Here is a 15706-nt window from a genome sequence, read left to right as displayed (position 1 = left end):
GCCCCGAAGGGCCGCCGGCGGCGCCGTCAGAACGGCCGGAAGCCGTCGTACTCCTCGTCGGCCTCGTCCCGCGCCGCGTCGCGGTCCCGGCGGCGCTGCGTGGCCGGCCGGGGCGCCTCCAGGCGGTGGTCCTCGCCACGGCGGCCCAGCATCTCCGCACCGGCCGCCATCATCGGCTCCCAGTCGAAGACGACGGCGTTGTCCTCGGCACCGATGGCGATGCCGTCGCCGGCGTGGGCGCCCGCCTTGCGCAGCGCGTCCTCCACACCCAGGCGGTTCAGACGGTCGGCGAGGTAACCGACGGCCTCGTCGTTGTTGAAGTCGGTCTGCAGGATCCACCGCTCGGGCTTCTCGCCCCGTACGCGGAAGAAGTTCTCGCCCTCGGCCGTGACCGTGAAGCCCGCGTCGTCCACGGCCTTGGGCCGGATGACGATACGGGTGGCCTCCTGTACGGGCTTGGCCGCACGGGCCTTGGCGACGATGTCGGCCAGCGCGTACGACAGCTCCTTGAGGCCCATGTGGGCGACCGCGGAGACCTCGAAGACGCGGTAGCCGCGCTCCTCCAGGTCGGGGCGGATCAGGTCGGCGAGGTCCTTGCCGTCCGGCACGTCGATCTTGTTGAGGACGACCACCCGGGGACGGTTGTCGAGACCGCCGTACTGGGTCAGCTCCTCCTCGATGGTGTCGAGGTCGGAGACCGGGTCGCGGTCGGACTCCAGGGTCGCGGTGTCCAGGACGTGGACGAGCACCTCGCAGCGCTCGACGTGCCGCAGGAACTCCAGGCCCAGGCCCTTGCCCTGGCTGGCGCCGGGGATCAGACCGGGGACGTCCGCAATGGTGTAGACGGTCGAACCTGCGGTCACCACACCGAGGTTGGGCACCAGGGTGGTGAAGGGGTAGTCCGCGATCTTCGGCTTGGCGGCCGAGAGGACCGAGATGAGGGAGGACTTTCCGGCGCTGGGGTAGCCGACCAGGGCCACGTCGGCGACGGTCTTCAGCTCGAGGACGATGTCGCGGGCCTCGCCGGGCTCGCCGAGCAGCGCGAAGCCGGGGGCCTTGCGGCGGGCCGAGGCCAGTGCGGCGTTGCCGAGGCCGCCGCGGCCGCCCTGACCGGCGACGAAGGTGGTGCCCTGCCCGATCAGGTCGGCGAGGACCTCACCGTTCTTGTCGAGGACGACCGTGCCGTCGGGGACCGGCAGCACCAGGTCCTGGCCGTTCTTGCCGGAACGGTTGTCGCCCGCGCCCGGCGCACCATTGGTGGCCTTGCGGTGCGGGTGGTGGTGGTATTCGAGGAGCGTGGTGACGGCCTGGTCGACGACCAGGATCACATCGCCGCCGCGGCCGCCGTTGCCCCCATCGGGGCCGCCCAGCGGTTTGAACTTCTCCCGCATCACGGAGGCCACGCCGTGGCCTCCGTTACCCGCGGCGACATGCAGCTCGACGCGGTCCACGAAGGTGGTCATGGTGGGTGCCTCCAGGAAGAACGGAATGGTCTGGGTACTGCGGAATCTCTTGGGATATCTCTGTCGTAACACGCCAGAGGCGGACCGGCCTTCCCGCTCACGCGGGAAAAGGCGGTCCGCCCCTGGTGTGATGCTGTGCTACGTCCGGGCCGAGATTATTCGGCGACCGGGACGATGTTCACGACCTTGCGGCCACGGTGGGTGCCGAACTGCACCGCACCGGCAGCAAGGGCGAACAGGGTGTCGTCGCCGCCGCGGCCGACGCCCGTGCCCGGGTGGAAGTGGGTGCCACGCTGGCGGACCAGGATCTCACCGGCGAGGACGGCCTGACCGCCGAAGCGCTTCACGCCGAGCCGCTGAGCATTGGAATCGCGACCGTTCCGAGTGGACGATGCGCCCTTCTTATGTGCCATGTCTCCTCAGTCCCTTACTTCGCCGGAGCGTCGATGCCGGTGATCTTCAGCGCCGTGTGGAGCTGGCGGTGGCCGATCCGCTTCTTGTAGCCGGTCTTGTTCTTGTACTTCTGGATCCGGATCTTGTCGCCCTTGTGGTGGTCGACGACCTCGGTCTGGACCTTCACGCCCGCCAGGACCCACGGGTCGCTGGTGACCGCGTCGCCGTCGACGACCAGCAGCGTGGAGAGCTCGACGGTGTCGCCGACCTTGCTGGTGGAAATGCGGTCAACCTCGATGACGTCGCCAACAGCAACCTTCTGCTGGCGTCCGCCGGTGCGCACGATCGCGTACACGCGGAACTCTCTTTCGCTAGGAACGGATCCTCTGATGCCAGCCGCTCACACGGGCTCGGGATACGGCCCGTGAAATCCGAGTGGACGAGCGGCCTCCCTCGGCGAACCGAGAGGTGTTTGCTCAGGGGTTTGGCGTCACACAGACACCGACGGTCAAGGTTACGGGGCCTTGACCAGGGGGTCAAACCGGCCCCGGACCGCCGTAACGGTCCGAGGCGCGGCGGGTACTGCTAGTCCTCCGTCGAAGCGGACACCGACGCCACCGCGGGCTGCTCGGCGGCAGCGGTCTTCTTGGCCGCCGCCTTCTTCGTCGCCGTCTTCTTCGTGGTGGTCTTCTTGACCGTGGCCTTCTTGGCGGTGGTGGTCTTCTTCGCCGCCGCCTTCTTGGCCGTGGTCTTCTTCGCGGTCGTCTTCTTGGCCGCGGCCTTCTTGGCCGTCGCCTTCTTCGCCGTCTTCTTGGCGGCGGGCGCGGCCTCGGGCTCGGCCTCGGCCGGCTCCGTGACCAGTTCCGCCACCGGCTCGGCAACGGCCTCGACGACGGGCTCCGCCACCGGCGCCGTGATCACGACGGCGGCCGCGGACTCACCGGACGCCTCGGGCGATCCCGCCGGAGCGCTCGCCCTGCGGGTGGCCCGGCGGCGCGGACGCGGCGGCGCGGGCTCGGCCACCGGGGCCTCCGCCACCGGCTCGGGCTCGGCGACGGGCTCCGCCACCGGCTCGGCCGGCACCACGATCGCGGCGGCCTCCGCGGCGGCCTTGGGGGCGCCCGCCGGAGCGGACACCTTCCGGCTCACCCGACGACGGCCACGGCCACGACCGGCGGCCGCCTCGGCCTCGGCCGGGCTGCTGAACCACTCGTCGGCCTCGGCCACCGCGGGCTGCAGCTCGGCCTCGGTCACCGCGACGGGCTCCAGCTCCGGAGCGCCGCCGTCCGGGGTCGGCTCGGCCGCCTCGACCTCGTGGACGTGCGGCTCGGCCGGCGCGCCCTTGCCCTTCTTCTTGCGCTTGCCGCCACCGCCGACCACAGCCGGCTGGTCCATGTGGACGATGACGCCACGGCCGTTGCAGTGCACACACGGCTCGGAGAAGGCCTCCAGCAGGCCCTGGCCGACCCGCTTACGGGTCATCTGGACCAGGCCCAGCGAGGTGACCTCGGCCACCTGGTGCTTCGTACGGTCGCGGCCCAGGCACTCCAGCAGCCGTCGCAGGACCAGGTCCCGGTTGGACTCCAGCACCATGTCGATGAAGTCGATCACGATGATGCCGCCGAGGTCGCGCAGCCGCAGCTGGCGGACGATCTCCTCGGCCGCCTCCAGGTTGTTCCTGGTGACGGTCTCCTCGAGATTGCCGCCCTGACCGGTGAACTTCCCGGTGTTGACGTCGATCACGACCATGGCTTCGGTCTTGTCGATCACCAGCGAACCGCCGCTGGGCAGCCAGACCTTGCGGTCCAGCGCCTTCATCAGCTGCTCGTCGATGCGGTACGTCGCGAAGACGTCGACGTCCGAAGTCCACTTCTGGAGCCGGTCGGTGAGGTCCGGGGCGACGTGGGCGACATAGCCGTGGATGGTCTCCCAGGCGTCGTCACCGCTGACGATGACCTTGGAGAAGTCCTCGTTGAAGATGTCGCGGACGACCCGGACGGTCATGTCCGGCTCGCCGTAGAGGAGCGACGGAGAGCTGGTGGAGGTGGCCTTCGCCTTCTTCTGGATCTCCTCCCACTGCGCCTGGAGCCGCTGGACGTCGCGCGCCAGCTCGTCCTCGCTCGCGCCCTCCGCCGCGGTGCGCACGATGACGCCCGCGTCCTCGGGGACGATCTTCTTCAGGATCTGCTTCAGCCGCGCCCGCTCGGTGTCCGGGAGCTTGCGGCTGATACCGGTCATCGAGCCCTCGGGCACGTACACCAGGTAGCGGCCGGGCAGCGAGACCTGGCTGGTGAGCCGGGCGCCCTTGTGGCCGATGGGGTCCTTGGTGACCTGCACCAGCACGGACTGGCCGGACTTCAGCGCGGTCTCGATGCGGCGCGGGCCGTTGGCCATGCCGAGCGCCTCGAAGTTGACCTCGCCGGCGTACAGGACGGCGTTGCGGCCCTTGCCGATGTCGACGAAGGCGGCCTCCATGGACGGCAGAACGTTCTGCACCTTGCCCAGGTAGACGTTGCCGACGTAGCTGGTCGCCTGCTCCTTGTTGACGAAGTGCTCGACGAGGACGTTGTCCTCCATCACGCCGATCTGGGTGCGCTCGCCGCTCTGGCGGACGACCATCACCCGCTCGACGGCCTCACGGCGCGCCAGGAACTCCGCCTCGGTGATGATCGGCACCCGGCGGCGGCCCTGCTCGCGGCCCTCGCGGCGACGCTGCTTCTTGGCCTCGAGACGCGTCGAGCCCTTGATCGACTGCACCTCGTCGGCGCTGGTCGACTCGTCCTTCTTACGGGGCTCGCGGACCTTGACGACGGTGCGCTCGGGGTCGTCGGTCTGACCGGCCTCGCCCTCGGCGGCGTCACCACTGCGGCGACGGCGACGACGGCGACGGCGGCTGCTGCTGCTGGAGCCGCCGCCCGGCTGCTCGTCGGCGGCCTCCGCCTCCTCGGCCTCCTCCTCGGGCTCGGCGGCCTCCTCGGCCTCCGGCTCCTCGGCGGTGCGGGCGTGCTCGGGCTGCTCCTCGCCGCCCTCGGCGAGCTCACCGCGACGACGGCGACGGCCACCACGACGACGGCGGCGCGAGGGACGCTCGCCCGACTCCTCGTCGCCGTGCGCCTCGGTCTCCTCGGCTTCCTCGGGCTCGGCGGCCTCCTCGGCCTCCGGCTCCTCGACCGGCGCGGCGACCTGCGGCTCGACCGGGGCACCACGACGACGGCGACGGCGCGCACCGGCGGCGGGCTGCTCCTCGGCGGCCGGCTCGACGGCGGTCTCTTCCTGACGGGCCGCGGCGTGCGCGGCGGCCGCGCTCTCCGGGGTCTGGAACATCGGCTCGGTGAAGACCGGCGCCTGGAAAACGGCGGTCGGCGGGCGCTGCGCCCGGCGACGGCCGCGGGCCGGAGCCTCCGGCGCGGCCTCTTCCTCGGCGCGGGGCGCCGCGGCGACCGGCTCGGCGACCCGCTCGCCGCGGCGCCGCGCCCGGCGCTTGGGCTCGGCGGGCTCGGCCTCGCGGGCGGCGGGGGCTGCGGGAGCGGCCTCCTCGACGGCCTGCGGCGCGCCCTCGGGCGCGGTGGCCTTACGGGTCGCCCGGCGGCGGGTACGGGCGGGCTTGGTCTCCGCGGCGGGCGCCTCGGCGGGCTCCTCCTCGGCGACCGGTGCGGCTGCGGGCGCGACCGGTGCGGCGGCCTCCTCGGCCTCGCTGACCTGCGGGGCCCCGGCGGGCGCGGTGGCCTTGCGGGTCGCCCGGCGGCGGGTGCGAGCGGGCTTGGCCTCGTCCTGGGCGGCCTCCTGCACGACGGCCGGGGCGGCCTCGGCGGCGGGCTGCTCCTCGGCGGCCGCCTCGACCGCAGCGGGAGCCGGCTCGGCGGCGGCCTGCGGCGATCCGGCGGGCGCGGTGGCCTTACGGGTGGCGCGGCGGCGCGTACGGGCCGGCGGGGCCGCTTCCTCGGCCGCGGGGGCCTCGACTGCTGCCGGGGCCTCGGCCTCGGCCGGCTCGGCGGCGACGGCCTCCGGGGAACCGGTGGGCGCGGTGGCCTTACGGGTCGCCCGGCGGCGGGTACGGGCGGGCTTGGCCTCGTCCCCGGTGATGACCGCGGACGCGGTGGACTCCTCGGCTGCGGGCTGCGCCGCGACCGGGCTCTCCGTGCTCACCACCGTGGTCTCGGCGGTGCCGGCCGGCGGGCCGGCCGGGCGGGATGCCGCACGGCGCCTGCGGCGCGGCGGCAGAGTGTCACTCGGCGAGTGATTGTCATCCGCGCCACGGTCCGTGGACTGCGCGGATTCATTGGGCTCAGTTGGTTCGAGCATGCGGGCGGTTCTCCCGTCACGCTCCCGGGCGCCGCGCCTTGTTCCGGCTGCGGTCCGCGTGATGAGCGCGGTCCCGCCGTCCGGGGCGTGGGCGCCGCACGGGAGCTGTCGTCTCGCTCGCCGGGCCCGTAGGTCGGGGACCGGCGAAAGTCTCCTGGTCAGTGCGTCTGCCGGGCCGGGGACGTTCCCTGGCTGATCGGCGACGCGGCGACGACGGTCCTACGCAGTGCCATCCCCGGCTGCCGGGGAGGCCCCGCTCGCCGCCTTCGCGGCACGTGTTCCGGCGGCCGTTGATGGGGCGGCCGTGGCAGCGTCGCGGTCGGGCGCAAGCGGGTCGGTCACCGTGCCGGACTCCGCATCGAGCGGCCCCTGCGCCAGCCTGGTCACCGCAGCGGGGACCGGCGGCGCCAGGTCGGCCGCAGCTCGGAGACCGGACAGGACGTCGTCGGGTCGTACGGCGGGTGTCAGATGCCGAACAACCAGCCGCAGTATCGCACAGGCTTTGCCGTCGGGCCTATCGCCCTGACATTCGGCGGCCTCCAGACTCAGCACCGCCGCACGGGCGTCGAAGCTGCGCATGCCGTTCTTGGTACGGCGCTCGACCTGCACCTCGTCCGCCGCGAGGAACGCCTCGACGGCGGCGGCGGCCGCATCGGCCTCGACCTCGTCGAGCCGGATCTCCCACACGGAGGCCTCGAGCCGGTCGGCGAGACCGCTGGTGTGTGCCTCGACGGCGTCGGTCACATCGAGCCCGGCCGGCAGCGATTCGTCCAGCAGCTCACGGAGCCTGACCGGATCGCGGTGCTCGGTGAGCGCGATCTCCAGATACTCGGCCTCACTGCCCGTGCCCGTCGGGGCGGCGTTGGCGTACGAGACCTTGGGGTGCGGGGTGAAGCCCGCCGAATAGGCCATGGGGACCTCGGCGCGGCGCAGCGCCCGCTCGAAAGCGCGCTGGAAGTCGCGGTGGCTGGTGAACCGGAGGCGGCCGCGCTTGGTGTAGCGCAGTCGGATGCGCTGCACCGCCGGTGCGGGCGGCGGGCCTTCGGGCTGTCGCTTGCCCAGTTCGCTCAGTCCTTCGTGAGTGCGGTCGTACTGCTACCTAGAGTACGTGCCAGGGGAGTGGCTGGTTCCCGCCGGGGCGGCACCGCCGCTGCGTGCGCCGGTTTTCCGGGCGTGCCGGACGGGACGGCGAGCGGCCCGGATGTGCCTCGGCCCGGCCACCGCGCGGTGCGGGGCCGGGCCGGGCTCGCGTACGGATGCCGCCTATTTGACGACCGTCAGCGGCAGCAGCTTCTTGCCCGTGGGGCCGATCTGGATGTCGAGATCGAGCTGCGGGCAGACGCCGCAGTCGAAGCACGGGGTCCAGCGGCAGTCCTCGACCTCGGTCTCGTCGAGGGCGTCCTGCCAGTCCTCCCAGAGCCAGTCCTTGTCGAGGCCGGAGTCGAGGTGGTCCCAGGGCAGGACCTCCTCGTAGGTGCGCTCGCGGGTGGTGTACCAGGCGACGTCCACGCCGAAGGCGGGCAGCGTCTCCTCGGCTGCCTTCATCCAGCGGTCGTAGCTGAAGTGCTCGCGCCAGCCGTCGAAGCGGCCGCCGCCTTCGTAGACGGCGCGGATGACCGAGCCGATGCGGCGGTCACCGCGGGAGAGCAGGCCCTCGACGATGCCGGGCTTGCCGTCGTGGTAGCGGAAGCCGATGGAGCGGCCGTACTTCTTGTCCCCGCGGATCTTGTCGCGGAGCTTTTCGAGGCGGGCGTCGGTCTCCTCGGCGGAGAGCTGCGGGGCCCACTGGAACGGCGTGTGCGGCTTGGGGACGAAACCGCCGATGGAGACCGTGCAGCGGATGTCGTTCTGCCCGGAGACCTTGCGGCCCTCGGCGATGACCTTGACGGCCATGTCACCGATCTGGAGGACGTCCTCGTCGGTCTCGGTCGGCAGACCGCACATGAAGTAGAGCTTCACCTGCCGCCAGCCGTTGCCGTAGGCCGTGGAGACGGTCCGGATCAGGTCCTCTTCGGAGACCATCTTGTTGATGACCTTGCGGATGCGCTCCGAGCCGCCCTCGGGCGCGAAGGTCAGGCCCGAGCGGCGTCCGTTGCGGGTCAGCTCGTTGGCAAGATCGATGTTGAAGGCGTCGACGCGGGTCGACGGCAGCGACAGGCCGATCTTGTCTTCCTCGTACCGGTCGGCGAGGCCCTTGGCGATGTCGCCGATCTCGGTGTGGTCCGCGGAGGACAGCGACAGCAGGCCGACCTCCTCGAATCCCGTGGCCTTCAGGCCCTTGTCCACCATCTCGCCGATGCCGGTGATGCTTCGCTCCCGTACGGGGCGCGTGATCATGCCGGCCTGGCAGAAGCGGCAGCCGCGGGTGCAGCCACGGAAGATCTCGACCGACATCCGTTCGTGGACGGTCTCGGCCAGCGGGACGAGCGGCTGCTTGGGGTAAGGCCACTCGTCGAGGTCCATGACGGTGTGCTTGGACACCCGCCACGGGACGCCGGAGCGGTTGGGTACGACGCGGGAGATGCGGCCGTCGGCCAGGTACTCGACGTCGTAGAACTTGGGGACGTAGACGCTGCCGGTCTTGGCCAGACGGAACAGCAGCTCGTCGCGCCCGCCCGGGCGGCCCTCGTTCTTCCAGGTGCGGATGATCTCGGTGATCTCCAGCACCGCCTGCTCGCCGTCGCCGACGACCGCGCAGTCCAGGAAGTCCGCGATCGGCTCGGGGTTGAAGGCGGCGTGGCCGCCCGCGAGGATCAGCGGGTGGTCTTCGGTGCGGTCCTTGGCCTCCAGCGGGATGCCGGAGAGGTCCAGGGCGGTGAGCAGGTTGGTGTAGCCCAGCTCCGTGGAGAAGGAAACGCCCAGGACGTCGAAGGCGCTCACCGGGCGGTGGGCGTCGACGGTGAACTGCGGGACGTTGTGCTCGCGCATCAGCGCCTCGAGGTCCGGCCACACGCTGTACGTGCGCTCGGCGAGGACGCCCTCCTGCTCGTTGAGGACCTCGTAGAGGATCATGACGCCCTGGTTGGGCAGGCCGACCTCATACGCGTCGGGGTACATGAGCGCCCAGCGCACGTCGCACTCCGACCAGGGCTTGACGGTGGAATTCAGCTCACCGCCGACGTACTGGATGGGCTTCTGCACATGCGGGAGCAGGGCCTCGAGCTGTGGGAAGACCGATTCGGCAGGCATCTCGACGAACTTTCGTGAGCTGGCAAGGGCGATTCTCAAGCGTAACCCGGCCGACGGCACCCCCCGTACGGGCGACGTGCTACCAGCGGGACGGCGGGGCCGCCTTCGCCCACACCGCGGGCAGCTGCCGCTCCCGCTCGGCCGCCAGGGCCTCCTCGCGCCCGTAGAGCAGGCCGAAGGTGAAACCGGCCTCGCCGGCCCGCTGGGCCTGGGTCGCCAGCTCGCGCAGGGCGCCGCGGGCGACGACGCTGTCCTGGTGGTCGCCGAGCACCTGCTGCACCCGCTTGGTTCGCTTGGCGAACTTTTTTGCGGGTTTGCCGAGCACCGGGCGGGCCGCCTCCGCCGCGTACCGCACCCGCTTGGCCGCCTTGCGGGCGCCGTGCAGCGCCTCGTCCCGGCGAGGCCCAGGTGGCGTCCCGAGCGCGGCCTCGACGCGGCCGGCCAGCCGGGCGTAGTCCTTCAGTACGGCCTTGACCAGCACCTCCGGCGCGGACCGGGCGGCGGCCCCACGCAGCGGCGGATCGGCCAGCAGCGCCTCAAGGCCGCGCAGCAGCTCCAGGTAGCGCTCGCCGTCCAGTACGGCGAGCACCTCCCGCCGCGAGCCCAGACGGCGCCGCTGCGACCAGATGCGCAGCCGTGCGGACACCGGGCCGAGCCGCAGCGTCCGGGGCACCTGCGCCAGGGCCCCGCTCAGCCGCGCGGTGAGCACCTCACGGTCCCGGTCCACTCCCAACTCCGCTGCCAGCCACTGGAGTTCGAGACCGATGGGGCGGGTGACGGCACGGTCGAGGACCTTGGTGTACGAGCGGAACGCGCTGCGCAGGCGGCGGGTGGCGACCCGCATCTGGTGCACGGAGTCGGGCAGGTCGCGGCGTACGGCAGGGTCGAGCTCGATGATCACCCGCACCTGCTCGCGGACGTACCGCAGGACGATGTCCCCGGCGGTGCGCGCCTTCTTGCCGGACCGCTTGCCGGGTTTGCCGGACTTACCCGGCTTGCTGGGCTTGCTGGGCTTGCTGGGCGCGCCCTCCGCGGCCGTCTCGGCAAGCGCCCGCGCCAGTTTCGACGCCGCCGTGGCGGGCCGCACCCCCGCCGCGGCCAGCACCGCGCCGACCTCGTCCAGGAGCGCGGCATCGCCACCGCCCTCCCCCGTCAGCTCCACCTCGATCTCGTGCCAGCGGACCTCGGCGCCGGTCCGGTCGGCGCGGGTCGCCCGCACCGCGTCGACCGCGAGCTCGGCGAGGGCCGTGCCGTCGGCGGCCTGGAGCAGCCGCACCGTGCGCCGCGTCCGCAGCCGGATGACGGGCGCCAGCTCCCGGCCGAGCGTCCGCGACCGTACGAGCGCCGTCAGCTCCGGCGGCGGCGCGTCGGAGAGCGGGGTGCGCACCTCGTCCCGGATCCCGAGCGCGACGGGCAGCTTCAGATGCCAGCCCGCGTCCTCGCCGCCGGTCCGCCGGCGCAGCGTGATGCCGGCCGAGGCCAGCCGCTGGTCGACGGTGTCGTAATAGGTGGCGTCCAGCTCCGCCACGCCCCGCTCCGCCACGGCCGCGACGCGGTCCGCCGCGGTCAGGTCGGGCAGCTGGGTCTCGTCGGTGGCCTCGTACTTCCGCTCGATCTCCCGCACGGTGTCCGCCATGCATCGAATCTAGTCATCCGGCCCAGGGGCGACCACCCATCCGACGGCGCCGCCGGGGGTACCGGGAGCACTGGCGCGCGCAACCGGCGGTGACTTACGGTGTGTCACCGGCCATCCACGCTGGGTGGCGCCAGGCGATCGCTCGACCCTCCGGGGAGGGAGACACCCGTGCACCCCCACACCGTCCCGGCCGTCATCGGGACCCCCGGCCGCATCCCGCCCGACGGCCGCCCCTACCTGCTGAGCATGCCGAGCGGCCCCGCCGCCCCCGGGCTCGCCCGCGACTTCGTGCGCCCCGTGCTGCGCCGTACGCCGCTGCGCCCGCTGCTGGAGACCGCGGTGCTGCTCACCTCGGAAGCGGTCACCCGCTCCCATCTGCGCACCCCCGGGACGGCCGACATCCTGCTGCGCGTGCTGACCGCGCCGCACGGTCTGCTCATCAGCGTCCATGACTCGGCCGCCGGGCCCGTACGGGTCCCGGCGGCGCCCCGGGCGGACGAGGACGCCGACCTCGGGCTGCTGCTGCTCTCCCGGCTCGCCGACGCCTGGGGGACGACGCCGTTCGCGGGGCCGCCCCGGTCCGGGTCGCTGTGGTTCGAGCTGTATGCCCAGGGGGCCGGGGCGGACGCGCCGGCCCCCTCGGCGCTGCACCCCTAGGCGTCCAGCCCTTGCAGGATCTCCAGGAGTTCCTCCGGCGGCTCGATCGCGAGCGTCCGGCTTTCCTCGTCGACCGCGGTCAGCGAGGTCAGCGTGCCGTCATGCCACCAGTACAGCCACGGGGAGACGGAGTAGTCGGGGGATTCTTCGTAGGAGCCGAGGCCGAATTCCGCGAGGGCGTTGGCGGCGGAGACGGCGTGGTGGTCGGTGATCGGGTGGAAGGCGAAGTTCTGCCGGCCGGGGACGGTGACCAGCACGCCTTCCGGTGGCGGCGGCGCGCCGTGCGTGGTCCGCATCACCTCGTCGAGGACCAGCACCTGGCTCGCCACGAACAGCGACTCGCCGCCGACGGTGTGGATGACCGTGCCGTCGTCGAGCATGGCCGTGTCGTACTCGAACGGTTCCCGCGCGAGGTTGGCCCGGCCGGCCGCCCTCAGGGCGTCCAGCCCGAACTCCGCGACATCGCTGTCGGTGAGGAGGCGGATGGCATCGGGCAGATCGAAGGCGAGGGCCTCGACCAGGCCCTCCGCCACGGGCCGTACGTACTGGTAGACGTCGAGCGCCTCCGGCGGCAGGTAGTCATCGGATATCAGCCGGAGACGGACGTGTGCTAACGGGTTGTCAGGAGTCAGTGAAGACATGGCTGGAGCGTAGGGCGCCCCACTGACAGTCCCCTCAGCCGGCCGACACCGGGCGCTGCACCCGGATCGACTGCAACAGCCCTATGGCGATCCATACGGCGAACATCGAGGTACCGCCGTAGGAGACGAAGGGCAGCGGGAGGCCGGTGACGGGCATGATGCCGAGGGTCATGCCGATGTTCTCGAAGGCCTGGAAGGAGAACCAGGCGATGATCCCGGCGGCGACGATGGTGCCGTAGAGCTCGGAGGTCTCGCGGGCGATCCGGCAGGCGCGCCACAGGACGACGCCCAGCAGGAAGATGATCATGCCTGCGCCGAGGAAGCCGAGTTCCTCGCCGGCGACGGTGAAGATGAAGTCCGTCTGCTGTTCGGGGACGAACTGGCCGGTGGTCTGGCTGCCGTGGAAGAGGCCGGAGCCGGTCAGTCCGCCGCCGCCGATGGCGATGCGGGCCTGGTTGGTGTTGTAGCCGACGCCGGCCGGGTCGAGGCTCGGATTGGCGAAGGCGGCGAAGCGGGCGATCTGGTAGTCGTCGAGCAGGCCGAGCTGCCAGATGGCGAGGCAGCCGACGACTCCGGTGCCGAGCAGGCCGAGGATCCAGCGGTTGGAGGCCCCGGAGGAGAGCAGGACGCCGAGGATGATGGCGCCGAGGACCATGACCGAGCCCAGGTCCGGCATGAGCAGGATGATCCCGACGGGGATCGCCGCCAGGCCCAGGGCCTGGAAGACGGTGCGGTGATCGGGGTGCGGGCGGTCGCCGGCGTCGACCCGGGCGGCGAGGATGACCGCCATGCCGAGCGTGATGGTGATCTTCGCGAACTCGGCGGGCTGGAGGGAGAAGCCGCCGGGGATCGCCAGCCAGGAGCGCGAGCCGTTGATGGTGGCGCCGAGCGGGGTCAGGACGAGCAGCGCGAGGATGACCGACATGCCGTAGAGGATCGGGATGGCGCCGCGCAGGGTGCGGTGGCCGAGCCAGATGGTGGCCGCGGCCAGCGCCAGTCCGATGCCGGTGTTGAGCAGGTGGTGCAGGAGGAAGAAGTACTCGTCGCCGTGGTTGAGCTCGGTGCGGTTACGGGTGGCCGAGAAGACCAGCACCGCGCCCATCATGGACAGCGCCACACAGGCCAGCAGCAGTATCCAGTCGAGCTTGCGGACCAGCGAGTCGCGCGCGGTGAGCTTGCCCCAGGTGCCGAGTTCGGGGCTGTAGCGGCGGATGGAGAACGTCCGGGACGTGTGGCTGGTCGTCACTGAGGGCTCCCCGATGCGGATGACGACGGCTTCGGCTGGACGTACGGCTTGATGGCCTGGGCCTGGATCGTGCCGTCGTCCTCGATCTTGGGCAGCTTGGCTTCCGGTGCCGGGAGCAGCGCGGCCTTCTTGTTGATGTCGCCGCTGTCGCTGACGCCGTAGAGGGCGTTGTAGATCTTGCGCACGGCCGGACCGGAGGCGCCGGAACCGGTACCACCCTGGGAGATCGTCATCACGACCGTGTAGTCCTTGGTGTACGTGGCGAACCAGGACGTCGTCTGCTTCCCGTAGACCTCGGCGGTACCGGTCTTGGCGTGCATCGGGATCTTGTCCTGCGGCCAGCCGCCGAACCGCCAGGCGGCGGTGCCCCGGGTCGCCACGCCGGCGAGTGCGCTGTCGATCTGCTGGAGCGTCTTGGGGCTGTCGGGCAGCTTGCCGTGCGAGCGGGGCTCGATCATGCGGACGTGCTTGCCGTCGGGGCTGACGACGGCCTTGCCGACGGTCGGGTTGTAGAGGGTGCCGCCGTTGGAGAGGGCGCCGTAGATGGTGGCCATCTGGATGGGGGTGACGAGGGTGTCGCCCTGGCCGATGGAGTAGTTGACCGAGTCACCGGCGCGCATCTTCATGCCGGACTCGCAGTTCTCCTTGGCGATCTTGGAGACATAGTCGTCGGCGTGCTTGCCCTGCGCGCACCAGCCGTCCTTGTTGGCCTTCCAGTAGTCCTTCTTCCACTGGCGGTCCGGGACCCGGCCGCTGACCTCGTTGGGCAGGTCGATGCCGGTCTCCTTGCCGAGGCCGAACTGGTGGGCCGTCTTGTAGAACCAGTCCGCGGGGTCCCTGGGGTTGTTGCCGCCGTCCTTCTGCCACTGCTGGTACGCCAGGCCGTAGAAGACGGTGTCGCAGGAGACCTCCAGGGCGCGCCCCAGGCTGATCGGGCCGAAGTTCTCCGACTCGAAGTTCTTGAAGGTCTGGCCGCCGATGTTCATGGCGCTGGTGCAGGGATAGTGGCCGTTGAACGGGTATCCGGCGTTGACCGCGGCCGTGGTCGAGATGACCTTGAAGATCGAGCCCGGGGCGGCCTGGCCCTGGATCGCGCGGTTGAGCAGCGGGTAGTTGGACTTCTTGCCGGTGAGGTGGGCGTAGTCCTTGCCGGAGATGCCGCCGACCCAGGCGTTGGGGTCGTAGGCGGGGCTGGAGGCCATCGCCACCACCCGGCCGGTCTTGGCCTCCATGACGACCGCGGCGCCCGAGTCGGCCTTGTAGTTGGTGCCGGTGTTCTTGTCGACCTCTTTGCGGGCGTCCTTCATTGCCTGGTCGAGCTCTTTTTCGGTGACGGCCTGGACGCGGGCGTCGATGCTGGTGATGACGTTGCCGCCGGGCACCTGGGGGTCGCTCTTGGCCTTGCCGATGACCCGGCCGAGGTTGTCGACCTCGTAGCGGGTGACGCCGGCCTTGCCGCGCAGATCGCTGTCGTACGTCCGCTCCAGTCCGGACCGGCCGATCTGGTCGGAGCGCAGCAGCGGGGAGCGGCTGTTCTTGGCCTTCTGGATCTCCTGGTCGGTGACCGGGGAGAGATAGCCGAGGACCTGGGCGGTGTTGGCGTCGCCGGGGGCGGCGTAGCGGCGTACCGCGGTGGGCTCGGCGCTGATGCCGGGGAAGTCCTCGGAGCGCTCGCGGATCTGGAGGGCCTGCTGGGTGGTGGCCTCGTCCGTGATCGGGATCGGCTGGTAGGGGGAGCCGTTCCAGCAGGGCTGCGGGGTCTTGGCGTCGCAGAGCCGGACCTTGTTGCGGATCTCCTGCTCGGACATGCCCAGGACCTTGGAGAGCCGGCCGAGCACGGCCTTGCCGTCGTCCTTCATCTTCAGCAGCTCGGTGCGGCTTGCGGAGACGACCAGACGGGTCTGGTTGTCGGCCAGCGGCACGCCGCGCGCGTCGAGGATGGAGCCGCGGGTGGCCGGCTCGACGACCTGCTGGACGTGGTTGGACTTGGCCTCGTTGGCGTACTCCTGGCCGTTGCGGATCTGGAGGTACCAGAGCCGGCCGCCGAGGGTGAGCAGCAGCGAGAAGACCAGGATCTGAATCGCGATGAGCCGGACCGTGACCCGGGAGGTCCTGCCCGTCTCAGGGATGTTGCTCACAGCGCCCCCACTGTCTGTCCGATGGTCGGCCGCGCGCCTGC

At 71.5% G+C, this 15706-nt stretch carries 11 protein-coding genes; 1 reads left to right on the top strand and 10 read right to left on the bottom strand.

What is annotated here, in order from left to right:
* Window positions 1-26: 26 nt before the first annotated feature.
* The 7 genes from obgE to ACIRPT_RS07965 form a co-directional block, all read right to left on the bottom strand.
* Window positions 27-1463 (bottom strand): GTPase ObgE, encoded by a 1437-nt coding sequence (gene obgE / locus ACIRPT_RS07995; RefSeq protein WP_403506551.1) that lies wholly within the window; start codon window positions 1461-1463, stop codon window positions 27-29.
* 155 nt (window positions 1464-1618) lie between these two features.
* Entirely contained in the window at window positions 1619-1876 is a 258-nt protein-coding gene (rpmA, locus tag ACIRPT_RS07990; RefSeq protein ID WP_018088248.1) for a 50S ribosomal protein L27, read from the bottom strand.
* Window positions 1877-1890: 14 nt separating this feature from the next.
* A complete protein-coding gene (rplU, locus tag ACIRPT_RS07985) occupies window positions 1891-2211 on the bottom strand; it encodes a 50S ribosomal protein L21 (RefSeq protein WP_393542324.1) in 321 nt (106 codons plus the stop codon).
* A gap of 230 nt (window positions 2212-2441) precedes the next feature.
* A complete protein-coding gene (locus ACIRPT_RS07980; protein ID WP_403823915.1) occupies window positions 2442-6158 on the bottom strand; it encodes an Rne/Rng family ribonuclease in 3717 nt (1238 codons plus the stop codon).
* A 219-nt stretch (window positions 6159-6377) separates the two neighbouring features.
* Complete coding sequence (locus ACIRPT_RS07975; RefSeq protein ID WP_403823912.1) at window positions 6378-7178, bottom strand: TIGR03936 family radical SAM-associated protein; 801 nt, start codon at window positions 7176-7178, stop codon at window positions 6378-6380.
* Between the two features lie 243 nt (window positions 7179-7421).
* A complete protein-coding gene (locus tag ACIRPT_RS07970) occupies window positions 7422-9347 on the bottom strand; it encodes a TIGR03960 family B12-binding radical SAM protein (protein WP_403823909.1) in 1926 nt (641 codons plus the stop codon).
* A gap of 79 nt (window positions 9348-9426) precedes the next feature.
* A complete protein-coding gene (locus ACIRPT_RS07965; protein ID WP_403823906.1) occupies window positions 9427-10983 on the bottom strand; it encodes a CHAD domain-containing protein in 1557 nt (518 codons plus the stop codon).
* Between the two features lie 168 nt (window positions 10984-11151).
* Between ACIRPT_RS07965 and ACIRPT_RS07960 the strand changes: the two genes are divergently transcribed.
* On the top strand, window positions 11152-11640 hold the full coding sequence (locus ACIRPT_RS07960; protein ID WP_403823903.1) for an ATP-binding protein: 489 nt from the start codon (window positions 11152-11154) through the stop codon (window positions 11638-11640).
* On the opposite strand, the gene ACIRPT_RS07955 is transcribed toward ACIRPT_RS07960, so the two are convergent.
* Genes ACIRPT_RS07955 through mrdA form a run of 3 tightly spaced genes read right to left on the bottom strand, consistent with a single transcriptional unit; the run spans window position 11637 to window position 15665 of the window.
* Window positions 11637-12281, bottom strand: coding sequence for a hypothetical protein (locus ACIRPT_RS07955; protein ID WP_403823900.1), 645 nt, complete (start codon window positions 12279-12281; stop codon window positions 11637-11639). The genes ACIRPT_RS07960 and ACIRPT_RS07955 overlap by 4 nt on opposite strands.
* A 34-nt stretch (window positions 12282-12315) precedes the next feature.
* Window positions 12316-13527: a rod shape-determining protein RodA gene (gene rodA / locus ACIRPT_RS07950; RefSeq protein WP_403506529.1), complete on the bottom strand. Its 1212-nt coding sequence runs from the start codon at window positions 13525-13527 to the stop codon at window positions 12316-12318.
* Window positions 13524-15665: a penicillin-binding protein 2 gene (gene mrdA, locus ACIRPT_RS07945; RefSeq protein WP_403506526.1), complete on the bottom strand. Its 2142-nt coding sequence runs from the start codon at window positions 15663-15665 to the stop codon at window positions 13524-13526. Before mrdA ends, rodA begins: the two co-directional genes overlap by 4 nt.
* Between the last annotated feature and the right edge of the window lie 41 nt (window positions 15666-15706).

Origin of the sequence: Streptomyces sp. NPDC101227, assembly GCF_044767545.1 — a bacterium.
Taxonomy (GTDB): Bacteria; Actinomycetota; Actinomycetes; order Streptomycetales; family Streptomycetaceae; genus Streptomyces.
Note: the sequence above shows the minus strand (reverse complement) of the source record. Positions and strands in the feature narration are given on the sequence as shown.